General features: G+C 69.1%; 20 protein-coding genes. 10 read left to right on the top strand and 10 right to left on the bottom strand.

From position 1 onward, the window contains the following. The first annotated feature begins 198 nt into the window (after window positions 1-198). The 5 genes from AKH00_RS12155 to AKH00_RS12135 all read left to right on the top strand — a co-directional run bounded on the left by AKH00_RS12155 (window position 199) and on the right by AKH00_RS12135 (window position 5,946). Window positions 199-1,524, top strand: coding sequence for a glycoside hydrolase family 125 protein (locus AKH00_RS12155; protein ID WP_050723027.1), 1,326 nt, complete (start codon window positions 199-201; stop codon window positions 1,522-1,524). Then, the gene (locus AKH00_RS12150; RefSeq protein ID WP_235556767.1) at window positions 1,521-2,483 is read left to right on the top strand and encodes a carbohydrate ABC transporter permease; all 963 of its coding nucleotides are present in this window, start codon (window positions 1,521-1,523) and stop codon (window positions 2,481-2,483) included. The genes AKH00_RS12155 and AKH00_RS12150 overlap by 4 nt, the downstream gene beginning before the upstream one ends. After that, a complete protein-coding gene (locus AKH00_RS12145; RefSeq protein WP_082297592.1) occupies window positions 2,483-3,436 on the top strand; it encodes a carbohydrate ABC transporter permease in 954 nt (317 codons plus the stop codon). Before AKH00_RS12150 ends, AKH00_RS12145 begins: the two co-directional genes overlap by 1 nt. A gap of 55 nt (window positions 3,437-3,491) precedes the next feature. Continuing rightward, entirely contained in the window at window positions 3,492-4,745 is a 1,254-nt protein-coding gene (locus AKH00_RS12140) for an ABC transporter substrate-binding protein (RefSeq protein WP_050723026.1), read from the top strand. 97 nt (window positions 4,746-4,842) lie between these two features. Then, entirely contained in the window at window positions 4,843-5,946 is a 1,104-nt protein-coding gene (locus AKH00_RS12135) for a glycoside hydrolase family 76 protein (RefSeq protein ID WP_050723025.1), read from the top strand. A gap of 101 nt (window positions 5,947-6,047) precedes the next feature. On the opposite strand, the gene AKH00_RS12130 is transcribed toward AKH00_RS12135, so the two are convergent. The 6 genes from AKH00_RS12130 to AKH00_RS12105 form a co-directional block, all read right to left on the bottom strand. Then, a complete protein-coding gene (locus AKH00_RS12130) occupies window positions 6,048-7,157 on the bottom strand; it encodes a GntR family transcriptional regulator (RefSeq protein ID WP_050723024.1) in 1,110 nt (369 codons plus the stop codon). 62 nt (window positions 7,158-7,219) lie between these two features. Then, window positions 7,220-10,336 (bottom strand): glycoside hydrolase family 38 C-terminal domain-containing protein, encoded by a 3,117-nt coding sequence (locus AKH00_RS12125; RefSeq protein WP_050723023.1) that lies wholly within the window; start codon window positions 10,334-10,336, stop codon window positions 7,220-7,222. Between the two features lie 91 nt (window positions 10,337-10,427). Further along, entirely contained in the window at window positions 10,428-11,369 is a 942-nt protein-coding gene (locus AKH00_RS12120) for an ROK family protein (protein ID WP_161804393.1), read from the bottom strand. Window positions 11,370-11,408: 39 nt separating this feature from the next. Then, complete coding sequence (locus AKH00_RS12115) at window positions 11,409-12,230, bottom strand: carbohydrate ABC transporter permease (protein WP_200903857.1); 822 nt, start codon at window positions 12,228-12,230, stop codon at window positions 11,409-11,411. Continuing rightward, window positions 12,227-13,156 (bottom strand): carbohydrate ABC transporter permease, encoded by a 930-nt coding sequence (locus AKH00_RS12110; RefSeq protein ID WP_235556766.1) that lies wholly within the window; start codon window positions 13,154-13,156, stop codon window positions 12,227-12,229. The genes AKH00_RS12115 and AKH00_RS12110 overlap by 4 nt, the downstream gene beginning before the upstream one ends. Continuing rightward, window positions 13,153-14,397: an ABC transporter substrate-binding protein gene (locus tag AKH00_RS12105; protein ID WP_152926179.1), complete on the bottom strand. Its 1,245-nt coding sequence runs from the start codon at window positions 14,395-14,397 to the stop codon at window positions 13,153-13,155. Before AKH00_RS12105 ends, AKH00_RS12110 begins: the two co-directional genes overlap by 4 nt. Before the next feature lie 195 nt (window positions 14,398-14,592). On the opposite strand from AKH00_RS12105, the gene AKH00_RS12100 reads away from it, so the two are divergent. The 3 genes from AKH00_RS12100 (at window position 14,593) to AKH00_RS12090 (ending at window position 18,795) form a co-directional block, all read left to right on the top strand. Next, complete coding sequence (locus AKH00_RS12100; protein ID WP_050723019.1) at window positions 14,593-15,606, top strand: LacI family DNA-binding transcriptional regulator; 1,014 nt, start codon at window positions 14,593-14,595, stop codon at window positions 15,604-15,606. A gap of 108 nt (window positions 15,607-15,714) precedes the next feature. Further along, complete coding sequence (locus AKH00_RS12095; RefSeq protein WP_050723018.1) at window positions 15,715-17,490, top strand: class I mannose-6-phosphate isomerase; 1,776 nt, start codon at window positions 15,715-15,717, stop codon at window positions 17,488-17,490. 90 nt (window positions 17,491-17,580) lie between these two features. Continuing rightward, on the top strand, window positions 17,581-18,795 hold the full coding sequence (locus AKH00_RS12090) for a glycoside hydrolase family 76 protein (RefSeq protein WP_200903856.1): 1,215 nt from the start codon (window positions 17,581-17,583) through the stop codon (window positions 18,793-18,795). Here the strand turns inward: AKH00_RS12090 and AKH00_RS12085 are convergent. From AKH00_RS12085 to AKH00_RS12075, 3 genes are all read right to left on the bottom strand, one after another. After that, window positions 18,792-20,012 (bottom strand): MalY/PatB family protein, encoded by a 1,221-nt coding sequence (locus AKH00_RS12085; RefSeq protein WP_050723016.1) that lies wholly within the window; start codon window positions 20,010-20,012, stop codon window positions 18,792-18,794. The genes AKH00_RS12090 and AKH00_RS12085 overlap by 4 nt on opposite strands. A 145-nt stretch (window positions 20,013-20,157) precedes the next feature. After that, a complete protein-coding gene (locus AKH00_RS12080) occupies window positions 20,158-20,910 on the bottom strand; it encodes a 3-keto-5-aminohexanoate cleavage protein (RefSeq protein ID WP_050723015.1) in 753 nt (250 codons plus the stop codon). After that, on the bottom strand, window positions 20,910-21,137 hold the full coding sequence (locus tag AKH00_RS12075) for a DUF2188 domain-containing protein (protein WP_050723014.1): 228 nt from the start codon (window positions 21,135-21,137) through the stop codon (window positions 20,910-20,912). The genes AKH00_RS12080 and AKH00_RS12075 overlap by 1 nt, the downstream gene beginning before the upstream one ends. A 185-nt stretch (window positions 21,138-21,322) precedes the next feature. On the opposite strand from AKH00_RS12075, the gene AKH00_RS12070 reads away from it, so the two are divergent. Next, a complete protein-coding gene (locus AKH00_RS12070; RefSeq protein ID WP_050723013.1) occupies window positions 21,323-22,660 on the top strand; it encodes a serine/threonine-protein kinase in 1,338 nt (445 codons plus the stop codon). Between the two features lie 55 nt (window positions 22,661-22,715). Here AKH00_RS12070 and AKH00_RS12065 read toward each other — a convergent pair whose 3' ends face one another. After that, window positions 22,716-23,171: a VOC family protein gene (locus AKH00_RS12065; protein ID WP_050723012.1), complete on the bottom strand. Its 456-nt coding sequence runs from the start codon at window positions 23,169-23,171 to the stop codon at window positions 22,716-22,718. 99 nt (window positions 23,172-23,270) lie between these two features. On the opposite strand from AKH00_RS12065, the gene AKH00_RS12060 reads away from it, so the two are divergent. Beyond that, complete coding sequence (locus AKH00_RS12060) at window positions 23,271-24,251, top strand: helix-turn-helix transcriptional regulator (protein ID WP_050723011.1); 981 nt, start codon at window positions 23,271-23,273, stop codon at window positions 24,249-24,251.

Genomic DNA, 24,251 nt, shown 5'->3' with positions numbered 1-24,251 from the left:
AGGCGCGTGTCGCTCGGTCGCGGGTCACCGCGTTTCGTCTCGCTGGCGCTCGCTCAACGACCAGAGGGGCGCTAGCACTCGCTGGACGAGCACTGCTCTCTCGTATATTTATAGATATAAATAGATTTAATTGTGTTTTCAGGTTACAGTGACGATGTCGCCCAGAGCAGGGCGGTTCGAGATCGACCGAGGAGCATCGTGGCTCAGACCCATTCGGCCTTCATCCACTCCGTCGCCGAGCGCGTACGCGCCCGCACCGACGAGGCGACCGCCGCCATGTTCGAGCGCTGCTTCGAGAACACCCTCGGCACCACGCTGCGCGAGATGCCCGACGGCACGCTCTTCATGCTGACGGGCGACATCCCGGCGATGTGGCTGCGCGACTCGACCGCCCAGCTCGCGCCGTACCTGCACTTCGCCGCTGAGGACCAGGCGATCAGCGACATGATCGCCGCGGTCTCGCGCCGGCAGATCGACTTCGTGCTGCTCGACCCCTACGCCAACGCCTTCAACGCCGAGGCGAACGGCGCCGGCCACCAGAGCGACCTCACCGAGCAGTCGCCGTGGGTGTGGGAGCGCAAGTACGAGGTCGACTCGCTCTGCTACCCGGTGCAGCTCGCCCACGACCTGTGGACGCTCACCGGACGCACCGACCATCTCGGTGCCGCCTTCGCCCGCGCGGCACGCACGATCATCGAACTCTGGCGCACCGAACAGCACCACGAGGCACACTCGCCCTACCGCTTCGAGCGCCTCGACGGCCCGTCGACCGACACGCTCGTGCGCGAGGGCCGCGGCAGCGAGACCGCGCCCACCGGCATGACGTGGTCGGCGTTCCGCCCCAGTGACGACGCCTGCGTGCACGGCTACAACGTGCCGGGCAACATGTTCGCCGCGGTCGAGCTGCAGCACATCGAGACCATCGCGACCGAGGTGCTCGACGACGCGGAGCTCGCGGCGAGCGCCCGCGACCTGCGCGCCGACATCGAACGGGGCGTCGCCGAGCACGGGGTCGTCGCCACACCCGACCACGGAGACGTCTACGCCTACGAGGTCGACGGTCGCGGCGGCATCCTGCTCCTCGACGACGCCAACGTGCCCAGCCTGCTGTCGTTGCCGCTGATCGGCTGGAGCGCCACCGACGACCCGCTGTACCTCGCGACGCGCGCCTGGATCCTCAGTGAGGCCAACCCCACGTTCGTCTCGGGCACCCTCCCCTGGGGCGCCGAGGCCCGCGGCCTCGGCAGCCCGCACACCCCCGCCGGTCACATCTGGCCCATCGGCCTGTGCATCGAGGCGCTCACGACCGACGACCCGGCCGAGAAGCAGCGCATCCTCCGCCTGCTGCTCGACACGGATGCCGGGACCGGCCTCATGCACGAGTCGTTCCTCGCGACCGACCCCGAGATCTTCACGCGCGAGTGGTTCTCGTGGGCCAACGCCATGTTCTGCGAGCTCGTGCTCGACATCGCCGGGCTCCGCACACTGCGCCGCCGGCCCCTGACCGAGGCGCGGCCGGCATGAACGTCCAGGTCGCCGCGCCCGCGGCATCCGTCGACGAGTCGGGCAGTCCGGAACGGATGCCGTCTGCCCGCCGCGCCCGCGCACCGCGCAACCCCTCGGCACGGCAGATGACCCGCAACGCCTGGCTGTTCCTGCTCGTGCCGGGCGTGCTGTTCCTCGTCTTCATGGCGCTGCCGATGGCCATGGCCCTCGTGCTGAGCTTCACCGACTACGCGATCGTCGGCGACTACGAGTGGCTCGGCCTCGAGAACTACCTGAACATCGCGGTCGACCCGTTCTTCTGGATCGCGCTGCGCAACACCGCCTACTACACGGTGCTGTACGTCCCGGCCGGACTCGTGGTCGCGCTCGGAACGGCACTGCTGCTCAACCGCCGCCACCGCGCGGTGCGGCTGTTCCGCACGCTGTTCTACATCCCGGTCGTCGCCTCCACAGTCGCCACCGCGACCATCTGGTTCTGGATGCTGAACCCGCAGAACGGCCTGCTCAACGTGGCACTGAGCTGGTTCGGCATCGACGGCCCCGCGTGGCTGTACGAGTCGCAGTGGGCGATGATCGCGATCGTCATGATGAGCGTGTGGGCCGGATTCGGCGCCAACATGATCATCTTCCTCGGCGGCCTGCAGGGCGTGCCCGGTGAGCTCTACGAGGCCGCGCGACTCGACGGCGCGAACGCCTGGCAGCAGTTCCGCTATGTGACGCTGCCGTCCCTGACCCGCACGACGTTCCTCGTGTCGACGCTGCTGATCATCGGCGCGTTCCAGGTCTTCGACCAGGCGTACGTCCTCACGAAGGGCGGCCCGGGCAACTCGACCGTCACGATGGTCTACTACATCTACAACAAGGGCTTCGGAGCGCTCGAGATGGGCTACGCCTCGGCGCTGTCCTTCGTGCTGTTCCTCATCATCCTCGTCTTCTCCCTGGTCAACGCCAGGCTCACGAACAGGAGGGACGCGTGATGACGAACACCCTCAGCGGACCCCGCACGGTCGCCACCTCGATCGCCGCAGGCACGTCGCTCGACCGGATCCCGACCAGACGGCGCACGACGCCCCGCGCGCGCCTCGCCACGATCGGCTGGTACGTCGGCGCCATCCTCATCAGCGTCCTCACGGTCGCCCCGCTCGTCTGGACCATCTCGACCTCGCTCAAGCCCGCGACCGAGATCCTGTCCGGCGCGCTCAACCTCATCCCCGCGAACCCGACGATCGAGAACTACCTGCGGGTGTTCGACGAGGTGCCCTTCGGGCGATACTTCGTCAACTCCCTCGTGCTCGGCGTCGGCGGCGCCGCGACGAACATCTTCTTCGGCGCGCTGGGCGGCTACGCCCTCGCGAAGCTCCGGTTCCGGGGGCGCAAGGCCGTCTTCGCAGTCTTCCTGTCGTCGCTCATGATCCCCGGCATCGTCACGATGATCCCCTCGTTCCTCATCCTGCGCGGCATCCCCTTCGTCGGCGGGAACGACGTGCTCGGCCAGGGCGGCATCGGCCTCATCAACACGTACTGGGCCGTCATCATCCCCGGCGCCGCCGGCGCGTTCGCGGTCTTCTTCATGAAGCAGTTCTTCGAGACGCTGCCGGACGAGCTCGGCGAGGCCGCACGCATCGACGGCGCGAGCGAGTTCCGCATCTTCACGGTCATCTACTTCCCGCTCGCGAAGGCCGGTCTCGCGGTGCTCGGCATCATCAGCTTCCAGGCGGGGTGGAACAACTTCCTCTGGCCCCTGATCGTGCTGAACAGCCAGGACATGATGACGGTCCAGGTCGGCCTCGCATCGTTCGTCAACAACTACGAGACCGCCTACGGCCCGCTCATGGCCGGCACCGTGATCGCCAGCCTCCCCGTGCTGCTCGTGTTCCTGTTCGCCCAGCGCTGGATCATCGAGGGCGTCGCGCACGTCGGCACCAAGTGACCCGCACCCCTGCACCCATCCACCACAGCACCACCCACCCACCAAGGAGATTTCGATGAAGAAGAACCTGCGAGCCCTGGCCGTCGTCGCGACGGCGACCCTCGCCGTGACCGTCGCGGGCTGTGCCTCGGGCGACACCGGCGACGGCAGCGGAGACGGCCCCGAACCCGTCGTGATGTGGGGATCCTGGTCGGGCGACCAGGTCGCCCAGCTCGAAGAGCAGGCTGCGCGGTTCAACGAGTCGCAGGACGACTACGAGGTCTCGTACGTCCCGCAGGAGCTCGTCGAGGAGAAGCTGCTCACGGCGCTCGCGGGAGGCCAGGTTCCCGACGTCGTGCTCTGGGACCGCTATCAGACCTCGCTCTACGCCCCCAAGGGCGCCCTCGCCTCGATCGACGAGTTCATGGACGAGGATGCCGTCGACACGAGCGTCTTCTACGAGCCGGCGCTCGGCGAGATGGAGGTCGACGGAGAGCTGTACGGCCTGCCGCTGCTCGTCGACAACCGCTCGCTGCTGTTCAACGAGACGCTGCTCGCGGATGCCGGCGTCACGCCGCCCACGAACTGGGACGAGCTCAAGACAGCCGCCGAGGCGCTCACCGTCAAGGACGGCGGCACGCTCGCCCAGGCCGGCCTCGACCTCAGCGACCCCGGCCTGTTCAACATGTACCTCGCGCAGGCGGGCGGGCAGCTGCTCAACGACGACGAGACCAAGACCGCGTTCAACAGCCCCGAGGGCCTCGAAGTGCTGGAGTTCTGGCAGGGCCTGCTCGACGCGGGCGTCTATCAGCAGGGCTTCGGCGACACGGGCGACTCGTTCGCCGAGGGCCGCACCGCCATGAAGCTCGACGGGCCGTGGGCGCTGTCGACCCTCGACAAGGTGGACGGCCTCAGCTACGGCGTCGTGCAGCCTCCGGCGGGCCCGAACGGCGACAAGGGCGCGTACATGGGCGGGTTCGGGCTCGTGATCCCCGAGGGTGCCAAGAACGCCGAAGGCGCGTGGGAGTTCATGAAGTGGTGGACCACCGAGGCCGAGAACGGCGTCGCCTTCGGGGAGATCTCGGGATGGATCCCCGCCAACATCGAGGCGGCCAACGACGCCTACTTCACCGAGGACGAGCACTACGCCGCGTTCATCGAGGCCATGAACTACGCGCAGACCCGCCCGAACGTGCAGGGCTTCTCCGACGTCGAGGGCAAGGCGCTGGTCCCCGCCCTCGAGCGCTTCCTCTCCGGCGAGATCTCGGCGGAGCAGGCGCTCAAGGAGGCTCAGGAGCAGGGCGACCAGATCCTCGAGCAGAACCGCTGACCGCATCCGCCCGCGTTTCGAATCGCTCACTCTGCAACTTCGACGGCTCGCCAGTTGCACAGTGAGCTATTCGAAATCCACCAGACGAGAAGGACATATGAACGACGACACCTGGTCGGCACGCGCCGACACCGCCCAGCACAGCATCGACCACTGGTTCGGCGCCGACGGCATCCAGTTCCTCGCGAACAGCCACCCCCACGACCGCGGCAACACGGAGGTCTTCAACTACTGGTGGCTCGCGCACGTGATCGACGCCCGTGTCGACGCGTGGCTGCGCACCGAGGACGAGCAGTGGTTCGACGCCGCGATCGCCGCACGCGACAACATCGTCGAGCGCAACGGCGGGCAGCTGTTCAACGACTACTTCGACGACATGCTCTGGTTCGCCCTCGCCCTCGAGCGGGTGCACCGCGCGACCGGCGAGCAGCGGTTCCTCGACGAGGCGACCGCCATCTGGGACCACGTCATCGCGGAAGGCTGGAACGACACCCTCGGCGAGAGCCTCGCCTGGCGCAAGCAGCAGCTGTACTACAAGAACACCCCGGCGAACGGTCCGCTCGTGATCCTCGGCGTGCGCCTCAGCCGGCTCGATGACTCGCGTGACCACCTCGGCTACGCGCAGCGGGCCTTCGAATGGCTCACCGCGAACCTCGTGGGCCCTGACGGCTTCGTCGAGGACGGCGTCAACCGCGAGGAGGACGGCCGCGTCGACACGCAGTGGCGCTTCACGTACAACCAGGGCCTGTACGTCGGCGCCGCCGTCGAGCTGTACGCCGCCACCGGCGACCGCTCGTACCTGGCGCGCGCGGTGCAGACGGCGACCACAGCGGTGCGCGAGCTCAGCGACGGCGCGGTCTTCCCCGACGAGGGCGACGGCGGCGACGAGGGCCTCTTCAAGGGTGTGTTCTACCGCTACCTCGGCGAGCTGCTCGCGTCTCTCGCCGACGACGAGGAGTTCGCCGAGCAGCGGACCGCGCTGGCGGACTTCCTGCGGGCGGGCACCGACACACTGTGGGCGAACGGCCTCGTCGAGGGACACCTGCGCCCCGGCAACGACTGGTCGAAGCCGCCGGTCGAGTGGATCCCGTACTCGACGATCCTCAGCGCGGTGTTCGCGGTCGAGCAGCGCGCGCGGCTCGAGGCGCGGGAGTCCGGAGCAGAAGTCGGCGCAGCTACCGTCGCAGGGGTGGCCGGCTGACGGCATCCGCTCCTGCACCCTGTCGGCGTCTCCGGCGGGAACTCCTCATGGGGTTCCTCCGGAGGCGCCGATTCGCGTGTCGGTGCGGGTCGGTACCGCGGCTAGTGTCGCGGCGGAGCCGACGACGCCCCGAGGACCAGCTCGACCGGCAGCACGATCTTGTCGATCTCGCTCGGCGCCGCGGTCTGCCTGCGCACCGACTCCACGGCCTTCTCTCCGAGAGCGCGCTGCTGCTGACGGATGTGCGTGTACCGGAACAGCCGGGTGTCGAAGAACGCGTCAGGGTGGTCGAAGCACACGATCGAGACGTCCGCCGGCACCGCGAGACCCAGTCGGTCGCAGGCCTCGCGCAGCATCAGGGCGATGTTGTACTCGGCCACCACGTATCCCGTGATGTCGGAATGCTGCTCGACGAACCGCATCAGACGCTCGATGTCCTGCTCGGTCGTCTCCGAGCTGCCGGGGACGGTCGAGCCGATCGTGCGCAGCTCGGCCTGATTCTCGAGCGGCAGGTGATTCGTGGCGTGTGCGTGGATGTAGCCGTTGCGGCGATCGTCGCTCGACGAGACATGGCTCGCCGCGCTGATGAAACCGATCGACTGATGGCCGAGCTCGAGCAGGTGCTCGGTGGCGGCACGACCGCCCGCCCGGTTGTCGGAGCAGACGACCGAGACCGGGATCCCGTCGAAGATCCGGTCGAGGATCACCACGGGGAACTTCCGCGCGACGAGTTCGAGGGCCGCGGGAGGGATGTACTCGGACGAGCTCGGCAGCAGGATGAGCCCCTCGACGCCCGCGTCCACGAGCGCGCGGATACAGGCGTCCTCCTCGGCGAGATCGCCGCCCGACCGCTTGATCACGACATGGACGTCCGCGCCGGTCGCGGCGAGGATCCCCTCGATGACCTTGTTGCCGAAGGTGTCGTCGAAGCTCGTGATGACGCAGCCGATGAGCGTCGACCCGGCCTCGGGGTCGCCCGCGATGCGGGTCGCGGATGCCGTGGGCGACGAACTCGTCACGACGGTGCCGATGCGCGGTCGACGCATGATCATGCCGTCGGTGCGCAGCAGATCGAGTGCCCGCTTGACCGTGATGGGGCTGACCTCGAACTGCTTCGAGAGCTCCGCCTCGGTGGGGAGCTTGTCGCCGACGGCGTATGCGCCCTGCGCGATGGATTCGCGCAGGGCCTCGTAGACCCGCTTGTAGAGCACGGAGCCCCCCTCACCCGAATAGTTATATTTAATCTACAGGGTGAGGGGGCTCTGTGCGGGACTCAACGGTCGGAGATCCGCGCCTCGATCGCCGCCGTCTCGAACGGAGCCAGCTCGAGCACGACCGCTCCGTCGACGACCGTGAGATCGCCGAGCGGATCGCCCAGCAGGGTCGCGCGGCGCGCGGCATCCATCCCCTCGAGCGCGACCCGCACCCGCGCCTGCACGTCGGCGAACGACTGCAGTCGCACCCGCGACCACCCGGGCTCGTCGGCCGTGCCGACCCCGATCACGGCGATGCGATCGTCGTCGAGGTGCAGGAACGAGGCGGTCGGCTCCGATGCGCCGCGCCCCGCGGCGGGGATCGCCACCACCGGCCGCGCGACAGCGGATGCCGTCGCCACGGCCAGGCCCTCGACGCTCTGCGACTCCACGGCCCGCACGCCGATCGCGTACGAGAACGTCGCGGTGAACCCCTGCTCGATCGGGAAGTTCGTGTCCCACACGTTGTTGTGGAACCACGAGATCACGGTCGACGGCTCATCGGGCGCGGTGCTGGCGGGGAACGGCGCGTACGGCAGCGCGATCGTCCCGGTCTGCACGAGCGGTGCATCCTTCGTCGCCCATACGACCGCATCGTCTCGGTCCGCGACCGTCACCCAGTTGCGGATGGCCCTCATGTGCTGCGGCGCCCCGGGGACGTGCGGGATGCCGTCGCCGGTCACCCCGCCGGAGACCTCGAGTCGCACGGCCGGGTCGTCCGCCGCGAACGGGAACGCGAAGTACCCGCTCTCCTTCACCCGCGTGACGGGCTTGCTGACACGGTTCTCGATGAGCAGGGTCGGGTCGCCGTGACGCAGACGGAGGGTGACGCGGACGGCATCCACACCGTCGGCGGGGAACTCGTAGACCAGCCGCTGCTCGACAGCGTCGTCCACGCGCTCGACGATCACGGCCGGCCGGCCGACCGTGCGCGACGCGAGCAGCTCGAGCCGGGGCGAGACCGACAGCTTGTTCGCGAGGTGGTTCACCCCGGCACCCGAGCTGCCGTACGTGTCGTAGATGTAGGAGTTGAAGCCCGCGAACGACTCCCGGTTCACCCAGTCGCGCCCGGTCGCCTTCTCGACGAGCGAGCGGATCACGGATCGGCGGTCGTCGACCTCGACTCGCAGATGCTCGTTCTCGAGCACGAGGATGTCCTCACGGCGTCCGGTCTGGAGCGGATGCACGGTCGGCGCGGCGGCCGGCTCCTCGGCGGGCACCAGATCGAACCGCACCCACCCGACCTCCGGTGCGTCCGTCACCGGGAACGTGATCCAGCGTCCCGACTCCCGATGCAGCGAGTTGCCCTGGTCCTCGACCGTGTGAGGCACGACGTCACCGGTGCGGGCGTCGACGACGGCGACGTGCGCGTCGAGCGGAACCTGTGACTCCTTCACCAGCACGCGGGCGGTCGTGGATCGGGCGTGGCCGGCGACGTTCACGACCACGTAGCTCGCGAGAGCGTCCGGCGCCGGGGCGACCGCCCGTCCGAGGTGGTGCAGCGCCAGCTCTGTGGAGTCGACCGTGCGCTGGTGCGCGGCGATCGCGTGCCCGACCTTCCACTGCCACTGCCGCTCGCCCGAGTCGTATCCCTCATCACCGTGGGTCCACGAGTTGCTGGCTCCCCAGGTGTGCTCGTTGAACATCGAGATCGCGTCGTAGGCGGCGCGCGCGTCGGCACCCTCCGAGGCGACCGGGTCGCCCCCGCTCCAGCGCGACAGCTGCGAGATCGAGCGCGCGACCGGAGCGGCGACCTGCGCCTCGCGGGCCAGAGCGAGCGGCACGGCTCCGGATCCGACGCCCTCGACCCACCAGTCGCCCCAGTCGCCCTCGAAGGTCACCAGCTCGTCGCCGTAGCGCGCCTCGGCATCCTCGAAGAAGTCCTCGTTGCGGGAGACGCGCAGGCGCGGGTACTCCCAGGTCTCGTTCCACTGCCGCACCTGCTCGGAGAGGTGCAGGCGGGCGGGACCGTTGTCGCCCATGAAGCCCTGCGTGCGCACGTGCAGAACGTCCCACGGGTACGGCTGGCGGCCGGGGTCCTCCTCGCCGTGGGCGCCGAACACCCCGGGCGGGAAGGGATAGCCCTTGGTCGACAGCGCCGTGAGGTAGGCCGAGAACACGGTCTCGAGCGTCTCGAACGATTCGGTGAACCCGACCATCGGCCCCTCGATGTACGCGAGGCCGTGCGGACTGTCGGTCATCCAGACGAGCACCGACTTGCCGGCCGGCGACCGCCACCGGAACATACGGGGGTTGTCGAGCCCGCCGTTGCGGTGCGGTTCGGACCGTCCCGCCCAGTTGTGCGCGACCGCGAGGTACCGCACCCCGAGATCGGACAACGCGTCGGGGAGGCCCGCGACCTGACCCGGCACGTCGGTCTGCATCGCGCTGCGGAACTCGATGCCGTACTGGTCGCGGATGCGGCGGGCCGAGGCGAGCAGTTCGTGGAGCTCGTCCGTCGAGCACGTGTCGGTGTGGAGGTTGTACGGCATCGCGCTCAGCCCGATCGACCCCTCCTTCACGAGGCGCACGAGTTCGTCGATCTCCGCGGGGGTGCGGTGGCGCTCCCAGTCGTCGAACGACCACAGGGCCTCGGCGTTCCAGCGGAACCGCGACTCCTCGGGCCAGTCCGCGGTGCGGGTGATCAGCTCCACGGCCGAGTCGAGGTACGACCGCTGGTTCGCGATCACCGCCGCCTGCGGGTCCGTGTAGCCGAAGTCGAAGTGGGAGTGGTGCACCACGTGCACGCTCCAGGGGCGCACACCGTCGAGGCGCACGGCGATCGACTCGTCGCCGAGGGCGGGCACGCGCACCACCGCATCGACGGGGTCGGCGGATGCCGGCACGAGGACGCGCACGGATCCGGCAGGCGCTGTCGCCCGTTCGATGCCGAGCGACCCACCGGCGGCATCTTCGATCTGCACGTCGAGCGCCTCGACGTCGGCGGCGCGGTCGCCCTCGATCACGACCCGGACGCTGCGCGCGCTCTGCCCGCCCGCCTGACGCTGGAGCGGTTCGGGGATGACACGGACGACGTGCGTCCCGATGGTGGCCACCGCGGCGGTCGCACGGTGGAGAAGACCCTCGCGGGCCTCCTCGCCGGTCCAGGGGCTGGCGGAGATGAGGGACGGTTTCATGATCGGATGCTCCAGGGTCGAGGGTGCGGGGGATCAGTCGAGGGTGCGGAAGTCGGAGGAAGGCGGGGAGTTCGTGTCGAAGGTGCGGATCTCAGCCGGAGGAGCCGGGGTCGCGGGCACGCAGCCAGTGCGCGGCGCCGAGAAGCGGCGCGGCGTCGAGAAGCGCAGACGGCACCACGTCGAGTCCGTCCGGCGCACCGCCCTGCACGAGGCCGTCGAGGAGAGCACCGACCAGCACCGGCCAGGAGCGCACCATCGACCCGCCCACGGTCAGACGGTCGGCGCGGAACGAGGCGAGCCAGGGCCCGAGGCTGATACCGAGAGCACGCATCGCGTGATCGAGCGCGGCGACGGCATCCGCCTCCCCGTCCGCCGCCTCGGCGGCGATCTGCTTCACGGAGCCGGACCGACCGGTGCGACGCGCGTGGTCGGCGACGATGGCCCTCGTCGAGATCGTGTCCTCGAGGGGCCGGCCCGCGAACTGCAGCGGATAGACCCAGCCGTCCGGCGGGACGCCGTCGCCGTGGGTGACGATCCGTCCGCGATCGAGGAAAGCAGAGCCGACGCCGGTGCCGAGCGTGACGCACACCTGACGTCCGGCGCGGGTGTCGGCTCCGAAAGCCCACTCGCCCAGGGCGTAGGCGGCGGCGTCGTTCACGAAGGAGAGGCGCTCGGGGACGATGCCGAGGCGCTGAGCCATCCCCGCGCGTACATCGACCCCGCGGAGGGAGTCGAACTTCGCCACCGCGCCGAAGATGCCGATGCCCCGCTCATAGTCGAACGGACCGGGCATCGCCACGACCCACCCCCCTGCGCCGATCCCGTCCAGCCGTCGGGCCGGAGCCACGAAGGCATCGAGGAGATCGTCCGCCGGCAGGGCAGGATCGAGAGTCGCGGTGTCGGATTCCGCGACCCGCGCAGACGCCAGGGTGGTCTCGACGAGCGCCGCCGTCGCATGACTCCCGCCGACCTCGACGACGCCGCACAACGTCGCGCCCGGCATCCCGGTCGTGCCCTGCGCGTCGTCGCTCACCACTCGTACTCTCGCATCCTGCGTCCCGCCGCGCATCGGTCAGTACTGCCCCAGGGCGAGACCGCGCTGGAAGTACTTCTGCGTGAGCCCGAACAGCAGCGCCGTCGGGATCGACACGAGCAGCGCCGCCGTGAGCAGCACCGTGAACGCCGATCCGCCGCCCTGCACCGACTGCAGCGCCTGCAGCAGCGGCATCACGGGCCGCGTCTCGGAGCTCTGCGTGAGGATGAGCGCGAGCAGGAAGTCGTTCCACACCCACGTCGCCTGCAGGATGAACACGACCACGAGCGCACTGCGCGACATCGGCAGGTAGATCTGGGTGAAGATGCGCCACGGCTTCGCTCCGTCGACCACCGCGGCCTCGAAGACCGATTCGGCGATGCCGGCGAAGAAGTTGCGCATCACGAACGCCGAGAACGGCAGGCAGACCACGGAGTAGATGAGGATCATCCCGACCGCTGTGTCGAACAGGCCGACCTGCGAGTACGCGGCGAACAGCGGGATCACCATGAGCTGCAGCGGGAAGACCGTGCCGCAGAAGATCACGAAGAACCAGAAGAAGCCGTGCTTCAGCTTGAGCGCGATGACCGCGTAGCCGACGGCCGCACCGAGGATCACCGCGATGATCGGCGCCACGATCGCGTAGACCACCGTGATGAAGAGGCCGGAGGGCACGTCGGTCGTCGTGAAGACGTCGACGACGTTCGTCCACAGGCTTCCGAGGTTGCCGGGTTCCCACAGTCGCGACCCGGAGTACTCCGAGGTCGTCTTGCCCGCGTTGGCGAGCAGCAGGTAGATCGGGAGCAGCCAGATGATGCCCATCAGGCCGAGGATGCCGTAACGGAGGATCTTGGAGATCATGCGCGGCGCGCTCCCATCTTGCGGGGTGCGACATCCGTCTTCGGCGCGGCATCGCCGAGCGACAGCTGGCGGCGCAGGTAGATCACGGATGCGGCGACGGTGATGACGGTCAGGAAGATCGCGACCGCAGAGCCCATCCCGTACTCGTTGTTGAGGAAGGTCTCGCGGTACATCGTCACGCCGAGGGTCTCCGACACGCGATTCGGGCCTCCCTGGGTCATCGACTGCACGATGTCGAACGTCTTGAGGCTGTTCACGATCGACAGCCCGACCACGATGGTGGTGGTCGGGCGCAGCAGCGGCCAGACCATGGAGGTGAACAGCCGGAACCCGCCGGCGCCGTCGACCCTCGCGGCTTCGAGCGGCTCCTTCGGGATGGACTGGAGTCCGACCGTGAACAGGAGGGCGTTCACGCCGACCCCCTGCCACGAGGCGGCGAGGATCATCACGATCGTGTTCAGCGGAGCATCCTGCAGCCAGCGCAGCTCCGCACCCGGCAGACCCAGGAACGCGAGCGCCTGCGACAGGGCCCCGCCGTTCTGCAGCACGAAGGAGAAGATCACGCCGACAGCGACGCCGGACAGGGCGTACGGGATGAGGAACGGGACGCGCAGCCACGCGGCGCCGGGGAGACCGTACGCGAGATAGGCGACCAGAAGGCCGAGTCCGACCGGCACGAGCAGTGTGCCGCCGACCCAGGCGAGGGTGTTGAGGATCGAGACGAGGATCGCCGGGTCCTGGAACATCTCGACGTAGTTGTCGACACCGATCCACTCCGGATCACCGAGCCCGTCGTACTCGGTGAAGCTCAGGTAGACGGTGTACAGGACAGGGACGTACAGCGCGAGGAGCACCACCGCGACGCCCGGGCCCATGAAGGCCCAGGCGTCGCGCTGACGCGCGGAGCGGACCGGAGTCCGACTCAATGCTCGCTCCAGTACTCGTCCGCGACCTTCTGGATGCCCTCGAGGTACGGCATCGGGTCACCGGGGTTGGTCATGAATCCGGTGAACTCGTCGAGCGACGACGTGAGGATGGGCGCGGGCGCCGCCTCGTAGTAGCGCAGATAGAACGTGTACTTCGGATCCGTGTACTCCTCGCCGATCTTCTGGAACTCCTCGGTCGCGGCCGTGGCGTTCGGGTTGAAGGGAAGGTTGCCCTGCTGCTCCGACCACGCGGTCTGCGCCTCGGTGCCCATCCACCATTCGGAGTACTCGAGGCCGAGCTCGCGCTGCGCCGACTTCTCGGGCACGCAGGCGGGAGCGGTCTCGATGGCCACCGGGGTGACCTCCTGGTCGGGGTTCACGTTCGGGATGGGGAACACGCCCCAGTCGGTGCCGCTCTCCAGCCCCACGGTGTCGAGCGTGCTCGCATACCAGGTGCCGAAGGGGATCATCGCGACCTCCTGGTCCTTGATCTGCGTCTCTCCGGGCGTCTTCGAACCCGGGTCGGAGAAGTAGCCCTTCTCCTTCATGTCGAGCCACACGTTCATGACCTCGACGACCTCGGGATCGGTGAACTTCGCATCGCCCGACATGAGGTCGTTGTACAGCTCGACGTCGGTGCCGGCGGTCAGGATCTGGAACCACACGAACGCCCAGGGGTTGCCGCCCGAGTTCCAGAACGGTGCGATGCCCGCATCCACGAGGGTGTCGGCGACCGCCGTCATCTCGTCCCAGGTCGTGGGGACCTCGAGGCCCAGCTCGGAGAACGTGCGCTTGTCGTAGTACATGACCCAGTCGTCGACGCTGATCGGCGTGCAGTACTGCTTGCCGTCGATCGTGTAGAGGTCCTTCACGGACTCGCTGATGTTGCCGTCGGCGACGGCCTTCTCCCAGATGTCGGTGGTCTCGGCGACGAGCCCCTCCGAGACGAGATCCTCGAGCGACGAACCCGTGTGCCAGGTGAAGAGCCCTGGTGCCTTGTTCGAGCGGAAGGACTGCTTGATGAACGCTTGGAAGGCGTTCTGGTCGGCGTAGTACGCCGGGTCGAGCGACACGTCGATGTCGTCCTTCGACACGGCGGAGAACTTCTCGAAGTCCCAGCTCTTGTCGGTGACGAACTGCAGATCGGACGACGAGGCAGAGGTCGAGCCGGCACATCCGGCGACCGTGGCCACGGTCATGAGCGCGGCGGCGCCGAGGACCATTCTTCGCGAGAACTTCACACGGAACTCCTTCGTTCGGGTAGAGGATCGACATCTCGCGTCAACCGCGTTGATATCGTTATCAGAATCGGACTGTAACACGCTCTCGAAGTCGAGGGCAAGCGATCCGACGCAACCGGAATGCTGGCGGCGGCACGATCATGCGGCGCCCTTCGATGCCCGCCGTCGCGTGCGAAGTATCGATACCATGACGGCATGTCCGGTCGTCCTGCGAAGAATCGCGGCTCCGCCGCGCCCACCGTCCAGGACGTGGCCGCAGCCGCCGGTGTCTCGCCCATGACGGTGTCGCGCGTTCTCAGCGGTGGACCGAACGTGCGCCCCGAGAAGGTGCAGGCCGTGCTCGACGCGGCCGCCGCCCTCGGCTACCGCCGCAACGAGAACGCCAGAAGCCTCCGCCCCGGCCAGCGCACCGGCCTGATCGGCGTCATCATCACGAACGTCGCGAACCCCTACTACGCGCAGGTGCAGCTCGGCGTCGAGGAGATCGTGACCGCGGACGGGATGCTGCTCCTGGTCGGCAACAGCGGCGAGGACATCGAACGCGAGCGCGCCCTCGTCAACGACTTCATCGGCCGCAAGGTCGACGGACTCATCGTCGTGCCCGCCGGCGGCGACGTCACTCACCTTCGCACGGCCGTGGCGGCAGGGATCCCTCTCGCCCTCGCCTCCCGCCAGGTCGACGGCGTGACCGCGGACGTCGTGCTCGTCGACGACGAGAACGGCGCGCGCGACGGCACGGCGTTCCTGATCGCACAGGGCCACCGACGCATCGCGTTCCTGGGCAACCGCGCCTCCGTCTTCACCAGCCGACGGCGGCGCCTCGGGTTCGAGCGGGCGCATCACGAGGCGGGCATCGCGATCGACCCCGACCTGATGCGGGCGGGTCAGAACGACGATGCCGCCGCCCACGACGTCATGGTCGAGCTGCTGGCCGGCGATGACCCGCCGACGGCCGTGTTCAGTGCGAACAACCGCAACACGATCGGCGCTCTGCGCGCTCTGGCAGAGCATCCCGAGGCGGCCGCCGCCATGCGCATCGTCGCGTTCGACGACTTCGAGTTGTCGGCGCTCGTGCCCTTCGACCTCTCGGTCATCGAGCACGACCCTCGCGAGCTGGGGCGCACGGCCGCCCGCATGATGATGCAGAGGCTCGCCGCACCGGAGAGTGAGCCGCAGCTCGTCGAGCTCCCGACCCGCTTCCGCGAGTAGACATCCGGAGTGAGTGCTTTTCGCACGGCCGTGATGTACGTTGATAACGATATCAGTGCGGTTGCTGCCAGCGGTCCCCGCCGGTATCCGGAAAGAAAGGCTGCAGCGATGCCCCATACCTCTTCTCGCGTCGGAGAGCGTGCCTCCTCCTATGACCGCCACCCGGTGATCGAGCTCCCTCCCGGTGAGAGCATCCGCGACGGCGCGGACGCCTGGCGCACTCTTCGCGACGCCGCCGCCGCGGCCGGCGACCGGGCACTCATCGCGATCGACGCGTACCCGGGCACCGATCTCCTCGCCCTGACCGACGAGATCCGCATAGGGCTGCCCGGTTTCGAGATCGTGGACATCGAGTCGGCCGCCCTGTCGGCGACCGAGCTCGCGGAGCGGTTCGCGCAGAACCTCACCGACGATCGCGTGTTCGGCGTGATGTCCCATGCGACGATCGACGCCTTCTACGACGCCGACGCTCGGAACGAGCTCCGCGCCCGCGTCGACGACCGCACGGCCCCGACCGTTCTACTGGGCTGGGGAGCGGCGACCCTCACCCGCGCCGACGTGACGGTGCTGGTCGAGATGGCGCGCTGGGAGATCCAGCTGCGCTACCGCCGCGGCATGCCGAACTGGCACGCCGACAATCACGACGAGGATCCGCTGCGCAAGATCAAGCGCGGGTTCTTCCTCGAGTGGCGCGCGGCCGACCGGCACAAGCGCCCCCTCTTCGGCACGGCCGACTTCGTGCTCGACGCGAACCGCGTCGGTGCGACCGCGCTCATCACCGGCGACGCCTTCCGCGAAGCGCTGACCGCGGCATCCCAGCGACCGTTCCGCGTCGTACCGTACTTCGACCCCGGCGTCTGGGGCGGACAGTGGATGAAGCAGGTCTGCGGACTCGACACCTCGGAGGCCAACTACGCCTGGTCGTTCGACGGCGTACCGGAGGAGAACAGCCTGCTGCTGAGCGACGGAGTCGGCGTCTTCCAGATTCCCTCCATCGACCTGGTGTTCTCCCACCCGAAGGAACTGCTCGGCGAGCGCACCTTCGCCCGGTTCGGCGCCGAGTTCCCCATCCGCTTCGACCTGCTCGACACGATGGGCGGCGGCAACCTCTCGCTGCAAGTGCACCCGCTCACCGAGTACATCCGCGACCGGTTCGGGATGGCCTACACGCAGGACGAGAGCTACTACCTGCTGGACGCCGACGACGACGCGGTCGTGTACCTCGGCCTCAAGACGGGCGTCTCCCGGGAGAGACTCGCCGCCGACCTCGCTCGCGCGCAGGCCGGGGAGATCTCGTTCCCCGCCGAGGACTACGTCAACACCTACCCCGCCGCGAAGCACGACCACTTCTCGATCCCCGCCGGCACCGTGCACTGCTCCGGCGCGAACTCGATGGTGCTCGAGATCTCGGCGACGCCGTACATCTTCACGTTCAAGATGTGGGACTGGGACCGCGTGGGCCTCGACGGCGTGCCGCGTCCGATCCACCTCGACCATGCTCTCGCGAACATCCAGTGGGAGCGCGACACCGCGTGGACCGAGGACAACCTCATCGATCAGGTCGTCCCGGTCGCGGAGGGCGAGGGCTGGCGGGAGGAGCGCACAGGTCTGCACGACCTCGAGTTCATCGAGGTGCGCCGCCACTGGTTCACGGATGCCGTGCCGCACGACACCCGCGGGACCGTCAACGTGCTGAACCTGGTCGAGGGCGCGGAGGCGATCGTGGAATCGCCCACCCGGGCCTTCGAGCCGTTCGTCGTGCACTACGCCGAGACCTTCATCGTCCCGGCGGCCGTCGGCGAGTACACGATCCGCCCGCACGGCGCCGGTGTGGGTGCGGAGTGCGCGACCGTGAAGGCCTCCGTGCGCGGCACTGCCGTGTGAGCAGGTCGCCGGAGAGGGGTTGACGCCCCCGGCGGCATCCGTCAGGCTTGGTTTGTTGATAACGATATCAATCTGAAGACAGGATGAACGATGAAGTCAACCTCTTCCCTCCATACGCGGACGATGCGCAGCAGTGCGATCGCTGTGGCGACCGCCGCGATACTGGTCGCCACCGCTGCCGCGCCCGCCCAAGCGGCTGCGCCGTCGGATGCCGGCGCCTGGTCCGATCGGGCGATCGTCAGCTACGACGCGATGCAGGACAACCTCTACCTCGGCGCCGCCGGACACCAGCTCTACCGTCTCAACACCGGCGAGGAGGCGAACCCGTATTCCTACCTCTGGGAGTACCGGGAGGCGAGTCAGGCGACAGCCGACCTGCAGGGCGTCCCCGGCATCGGACCCGCCTACGCCAACGTGACCCGGCAGCGCATCGCCAACTTCGAGCTGTACTACAACGTCCGCGAGGGAGGGCGCGCGGGATACGAGTCCTACCTCCCCGCTCCGCTCGGCACCGGGGGCGACGTCTTCTACGACGACAACTCCATCATCGGGCTCACCGACGTGCGCCAGTATCGAAAGACCGGCGACGCGGCCTACCTCGAGAAGGCCGAGCACGCCTTCTCGATCGTGGTGCGCGGGTGGAACACCGACGCCACCCTCGCCTGCCCGGGCGGAATGGACTGGATCGACCGCCCCGACAACGCCGACCGCGGCGCCAACATCACCGGGCTCGCCGCCCAGCTCGCCGCACACCTGTACGAACAGACCGGCGACGCGGACTATCTCACTTGGAGCACGAAGCTCTACAGCTGGAACAACAAGTGTCTGAAGACCTCGGCTGGTCTCTACGCCAACAGCATCAACGACGCGGGCGAGGTCAACCCCACGCTGTGGACCTACAACTCGGGGTCGATGATCGCGACCGCGACCATCCTCTACCGGGCGACCGGCGAGACGAAGTATCTGACGCAGGCCAAGGCCGCGGCGCGCGGATCGCTCGAGTACTGGACCGCCGAGAACAGGCTGCAGCAGCAGCCGGCCATCTTCAACGCGTTCTACTTCCGCGATCTGTTCCTGCTCGACTCGGTGAGCCACGATCCCGCGTATCGCGCTGCCGCGGAACAGTACGCCCAGCTGATGTGGGACACGAACCGCGACCCCGCGACCGGATTGTTCCACTTCCAGCCGTCGGGAGGCGGCGACTACGATCCGACCCGCCCCGCAGCGACGCTCGACCAGTCCGGCATGATCCAGATCTTCGCGATCCTCGCCTGGGACCGCGCAGACCTCGGGAACGTGAGCTAGCCGCCAGGTACTCGCCGCGAGGGGGATGCCGACGGTCCACCGGCGCGCACGGCATCCCCCATCGCGGCGAGCGCCTCCGCGAGAATCGGCCGCGGAGTCGCGAACACGATCCGCACGAAGTCCTCGTACCCGCGGCCGAGCAGGGCGCCCTCGGTCAGCACGACGCCGGCCTGCTCGCGGAAGAACGCCGCGGGCCGGCCGTCGATGTCCAGGGCGCCGGTGTCGATCCATCCGATGTAGGTGGCCTCGGGTTCCCGGTAGACGGCACCGGGCAGATGCTCCGTGACGAGCTCTCCGAGCGTACGCCGCGAGTCCGACAGGTACGACAGCACCCCGTCGAGCCAGGGCCGTCCCTCGCGATACGCCGCGGTCGACGCGACCACCCCGAGCGTCGACGCCCCATGCTGCACCGAGAAGCCGAACCGACGGTACTGCTCCTGGTCGATGCGGTTCGACAGCACGAGCTGAGCGGTCTTGAGGCCCGGGATGTTCCACGCCTTCGAGGCGCTCGTGCCCGTCACGGTGTGCGCGGCGGTCGCGGGTGAGACCGAGGCGTAGGGCACGAACGGACGCCCGTCGAACCGCAGCGGGGCGTGGATCTCGTCGGCGAAGACGCGGCCACCGTGCCTCTCGACGATCTGCGCGAGCGCCTCGAGCTCATCCCGGTCGACCACGGTGCCGGTCGGATTGTGCGGGTTGCAGAGCACAAGAGTCCGCGCTCCCGCCGCGAACGCCTCGTCGATGCGGCCGAGGTCGTGATGCCAGCGACCGTCGATCTCGACCCCCGGCACCTCGACGACCGGGTGCCCGATCGTGGGCAGGAACGTGAGGAAGGGCATGTACGCCGGCGTCGGCACGATCACCGGCGACCCCGCCGGCGCATACTCCTCGACGGCGACGCGCAGCGCGGCCATGACGTCGGACACCGGATGCACGCTCTCGGGGTCGATCGTCCAGGCGTACTCGTCGCGCATCCAGTCCGCGGTCGCCCGGCCGAGCTCGGCGGCGAGGGGCGGCGACAGGTAGCCGAGGTTCTCTTCATCGATGGCCCGATGCATCGCCGCCGCGATCTCAGGGGCGATGCCGAAGTCCATCTCGGCGACCCAGGCGCCGATGCGCCCGGGATGCAGACTCCACTTGCGGCTCTCCGGACGATCGAGATCGAACCGGGTCCGGGTGTCGAAGGGATGCGGGGCGGGGCGCGACGGGTCGGTCATGGCGTGCGGCTCTCAGGCCGCCCGGCGACATCGCGAGGCTGCGCTCGCGGTGCGGGTGTCGGACATGTCGGGCTCCTTCGACGGGAGATTCCACCCTATGAAGGGCGCGACGCCGGCGCATCCCGCGTGTCCATCCGTGTCGCCCTCAGGCCCCGCCCGCCAGCGCCGCCGCCGCACGCACGAGTGACGCGTTGTCGGCCGCAGGGCGCCCGTCGGGGAGGACGAGCGTGTCCTCGAGTCCGATGCGCGACTCCAGGCCGAGCTCGGCCGCCAGAGCGAGTGCCGGCCAGGCGGATCGCGCTTCGCCGTGCAGCAGGATCGCGATGTCCGGCTCTTCGGCCCGCACGTGAGCGATGAGTCCCTCGGCGTGACCGCGCACCACCTCCGCAGCCTCGTCGGGGAGTTCGATCAGCACCCGCAGGCACTCGCCTCGCAGGGGAGACTCCCGCCACGCCGCGAGTCCTGTGGCGTCCCAGATGCCCGCTTCGATGCGGACGCCCCGCCTGTGCAGCATGTCGGCGACGCGCGGGGCTCCGGCCTCGTGCCAGTTCAGGGAGGCGAAGTCGGGGAGTTCGGTCCATCGGGCGATCGCATGGATACGACGCTCGATGTCGGGCTGGATCCACGCCCCCGTGGTCACACCGAGCGGGGTCTCCGGGCACGCCTCGCGGAACGCTCGCACCCAGCGGGCGACGTCGTCGGGCGACATGCTGTCCCGCCCCTCGGCATCCTTGGGATGCACGTGGATGGCACCCGCACCCGCCGCGATGGCCCTGGCGGCGTCGGCGGCGGCGAGACCGGGGTCCGCGTGCAGCGCGGGATGATCGGCGATGTCCTGAGCGCCGTTGACGCAGACCTGCATCAACGCTCGCGGCACCTCCCTGGCTGGGCCGGCCATCAGTTCATGAGCTCCCTCGGGTGCCAGTCGTACAGACCGCCGGTGTCGGACGGCCCCTCCTCGGTGCGCACCGAGTGCTCGACCTGACGCGCGACCGCGGCGCCGCGACCGACCTTCTCGGCCTCCTCCTGGGAGACGAAGCTCATGCCGAGCGTGCGCGACTCGCCCTCGATGCGGTTGAACCAGATCCCGTCGCGCTGGAAGGTCTCGATGTCTCCTGCGGCCATGTGTCGTGTCCTCTCCGTCCCCTCCTTCCTACGCGAGGCCACCGACAGCGCAGACCCCCTTGACAGCATCCGCGGCCGGAAGGCATCCATGTTTCACGGCCCAGGTCAAGGCCGGTGACTCCCCGATCTCGTCCCCGTACGGTCGGGACCATGCTCGTTCAGTGTGCGCCCGCCGGAGGTGAGTCATGAGTCTCGAAGTGCTGTCCGAGACCGAGGCTCTGCTCGACGGACGCTACGTGCTGAGCGACCGCCTGGGTCGCGGCGGAATGGCCACGGTCTACCGCGCTGAGGACACGCACCTCGAGCGCACGGTCGCGATCAAGATGCTGCATGACGGCGAGGGCTCCACGGCCTTCGCCAACCGTGCCCACAATGAGAAGGCGCTGCTCGCCGCCGTCAACCACCCGTCGATCGTGACGCTGTACGACGCGCAGCTGCTGCCGGATCGTCCGCGCTACCTCGTCATGGAGTACGTCGACGGACCGACGCTCGCTCGTCGTCTGCGCACCGGACCGATGCGCCCCCGTCAGGTCGCCCGCCTCGCCCGCGACTTGGCCGAGGGGCTGGCCGTGGTGCACGGTCTCGGCATCGTGCACCGCGACGTCAAGCCCTCGAACGTGCTGCTCGGCCGCGACCCGGGCGGTGGTCCCCGCACCGCCAAGCTCGCCGACTTCGGCATCGCCTGCCAGATCGGCAGCCCTCGGATGACGTCGCCCGGCATCGTGCTCGGGACCTTCACCTATATGGCTCCGGAGACACTGCGGGATGCGGAACCGGACACCCCGATCGACATCTTCGCCCTCGGTCTCGTGCTGCTCGAGGCTCTCACCGGCGAGCCGACCTATCCCGCCACTGCGACGGGTCGCGGTGCCGCCGCCGCGCGCATCATGAACCCGCCGACGATCCCCGACGACCTCGACGACGCCTGGCGAGAGCTGCTTGCGGCCATGACCCGCCTCGACCCGGCCGAGCGTCCCACCGCCCGCGAGGTGTCGCACGCCGCCGGTCGCCTCATGAAAGCGGACGCCGCGACGCAGCCGATCGCGGATGCCGCGCAGGGCGCAGCACCCTCCGTCGCAGCTCCGGCAGCGGTCGCCGATTCCGGCACCGCCGAGACGACCCCGATCACGTCGGAGCAGCATCCCTCGGGATACAAGCGCCGTCGCGCCGCTGTCGGGATCGCCGCCGCCTCGGCACTCGTCGCGACCGGCGCGCTCGTGCTGGGATTCTCGGTCGCCTCACCCCCGACGGAGGTCGGTTCGCGTCAGGCCACCGGCGGCCTCGACCGCGCGGTCGTGGCACCGGCCGAGACCGACGTCGAGGTCGTCGTCACCGAGCAGACGCTCCCCGAACCCGTGACGGAGAGCACCGAGGACCGCGGTACCGATGGCGACGCGGGGAACGGCAACCCCGGCGCCCCAGGGAACGACAGCGGCCCCGGGAACGACAGCGGCCCCGGCAACAACGGCAACGGCAGCCCCGGTAAGCCCGGCGACGGCGGCGGGCCCGGCCGAAACGACTGACGACCTCCGGCTTCCGACCGGAGGCCTCAGGTGAGGGTCCGGCTGTCCGAGGGGATCAGGCGGAGCGCACGTCGAGCACCCAGGTCACCCCGAAGCGGTCCGTGAGCATCCCGAAGCCGGCCGACCAGGCCGACGCCGCCAGCGGCTCGACGACCTCGGCACCGTCGGCGAGGGCGTCCCAGTAGCACGTGAGCTCGTCGAGCGACCCGGCGCGCAGCGACTGGAAGAACGTCCGGTCGGTCACGGTCGTACCGTTCTCGCGTCGGGTCGTGCCGGCGGTCGCCGCGGCATCCGCATCCGCTCCGGGGATGTCATAGGCCATGAGGCGGACGCCTTCCGCGTTCTCGACCTGACCGAACACGATCCGGTCGGCACCGGGCACGTCCGCCGGCATGCCGACATCGCCGTAGGTCGCGAACGTCGCCGTGGCATCGAACACCGACGCGTAGAACTCCAGCGCCTGGCGGGCGGTGCCGCGGAAGTTGAAGTGGGTGGTGGTGACGATGGACATGGGATCTCCTCGATCGGTGGTCTCGGCGGGATGCCGGTGACTCCACGATCACAGCAGTAGAGGTCAGTTTCGGTCCTCTACTTGCGCGACAATGAAGTCATGACCGGAAGCTCCTCGCGCATGCTCGCTCTGCTGTCTCTGCTGCAGATGCGCCGCGACCGGCCGGGTGCCGTGCTCGCCGAGCGTCTCGAGGTCACGCCGCGCACCGTGCGCCGCGACGTCGATCGGCTGCGCGAGCTCGGCTACCGCATCACGGCGGTCAAAGGTCCGGACGGCGGCTATCGATTGGATGCCGGATCCGAACTCCCTCCGCTGCTGTTCGACGACGCACAGGCCGTGGCGATCGCGGTCGCGCTGCAGAGCGTCCCCGCGAGCGGCATCGACATCGACGAGGGCGCCGCCCGTGCGCTCGCCACCGTGCGGCAGGTCATGCCCTCGCGTCTCCGACATCGCGTCGACGGCATCCGCTTCGCCGGCGTCGAGAATCCGACCCGCGTGGACCCCGGTGTGCTCGAGACGGTGAGCGCGGCCGTGCGCGACCGCGTCGTGCTGCGCTTCGACTACGGCGACGCCGACCGGCCGGCCCGCCGGGCCGAACCGCACGCGGTGGTCGCACGGGAGGGGCGGTGGTACCTGCTCGCCTGGGACCTCGACGCCGACGACTGGCGCACCTTCCGCCTCGACCGTCTCGTTCCGCGCGTCCCCCACGGTCCCGCGTTCACACCCCGCCCGCTGCCGGCCGCCGACGCGCAGACCTACCTCGCGGCGCGCGCGAAGGGATCGGATGCCGAGGACCGGTGGCCCTGTGTCGGCGAGGTCGTTCTCCAGCTCCCGGCCCCTGACGTCGCCCCGTGGGTGGGTGCCGACGGCACCGTCGAGCCCCTCGATGACGACTCGTGCCGCGTGACGATCGGGTCCTGGTCATGGGTCGGCGTGCTCGCGGCGGTCGCGCGCTTCGACGCGGACTTCACGGTCGTCGGGCCGGAGCCGCTCGTGGAGGCGGCCCGCGCGCTCGCCGGGCGCTTCGCCGCGGCATCCCCCCCGGTAGACTGGACGACGCCCCGCCGGCCCCTTCCCTAG

This window comes from Microbacterium sp. GCS4 (genome assembly GCF_001262495.1).
Taxonomy (GTDB): Bacteria; Actinomycetota; Actinomycetes; order Actinomycetales; family Microbacteriaceae; genus Microbacterium.
This window is presented reverse-complemented; position numbering and strand designations above follow the sequence as displayed.

Excerpts from the sequence above, each read along its gene's own strand:
- AKH00_RS12150 (WP_235556767.1), top strand. The coding sequence starts at position 1,521 with ATGAACGTCCAGGTCGCCGCGCCCGCGGCATCCGTCGACGAGTCGGGC.
- AKH00_RS12145 (WP_082297592.1), top strand. The coding sequence starts at position 2,483 with ATGACGAACACCCTCAGCGGACCCCGCACGGTCGCCACCTCGATCGCC.
- AKH00_RS12140 (WP_050723026.1), top strand. The coding sequence starts at position 3,492 with ATGAAGAAGAACCTGCGAGCCCTGGCCGTCGTCGCGACGGCGACCCTC.
- AKH00_RS12135 (WP_050723025.1), top strand. The coding sequence starts at position 4,843 with ATGAACGACGACACCTGGTCGGCACGCGCCGACACCGCCCAGCACAGC.
- AKH00_RS12125 (WP_050723023.1), bottom strand. The coding sequence starts at position 10,336 with ATGAAACCGTCCCTCATCTCCGCCAGCCCCTGGACCGGCGAGGAGGCC.
- AKH00_RS12115 (WP_200903857.1), bottom strand. The coding sequence starts at position 12,230 with ATGATCTCCAAGATCCTCCGTTACGGCATCCTCGGCCTGATGGGCATC.
- AKH00_RS12100 (WP_050723019.1), top strand. The coding sequence starts at position 14,593 with ATGTCCGGTCGTCCTGCGAAGAATCGCGGCTCCGCCGCGCCCACCGTC.
- AKH00_RS12095 (WP_050723018.1), top strand. The coding sequence starts at position 15,715 with ATGCCCCATACCTCTTCTCGCGTCGGAGAGCGTGCCTCCTCCTATGAC.
- AKH00_RS12090 (WP_200903856.1), top strand. The coding sequence starts at position 17,581 with ATGAAGTCAACCTCTTCCCTCCATACGCGGACGATGCGCAGCAGTGCG.
- AKH00_RS12085 (WP_050723016.1), bottom strand. The coding sequence starts at position 20,012 with ATGACCGACCCGTCGCGCCCCGCCCCGCATCCCTTCGACACCCGGACC.
- AKH00_RS12080 (WP_050723015.1), bottom strand. The coding sequence starts at position 20,910 with ATGGCCGGCCCAGCCAGGGAGGTGCCGCGAGCGTTGATGCAGGTCTGC.
- AKH00_RS12075 (WP_050723014.1), bottom strand. The coding sequence starts at position 21,137 with ATGGCCGCAGGAGACATCGAGACCTTCCAGCGCGACGGGATCTGGTTC.
- AKH00_RS12070 (WP_050723013.1), top strand. The coding sequence starts at position 21,323 with ATGAGTCTCGAAGTGCTGTCCGAGACCGAGGCTCTGCTCGACGGACGC.
- AKH00_RS12065 (WP_050723012.1), bottom strand. The coding sequence starts at position 23,171 with ATGTCCATCGTCACCACCACCCACTTCAACTTCCGCGGCACCGCCCGC.
- AKH00_RS12060 (WP_050723011.1), top strand. The coding sequence starts at position 23,271 with ATGACCGGAAGCTCCTCGCGCATGCTCGCTCTGCTGTCTCTGCTGCAG.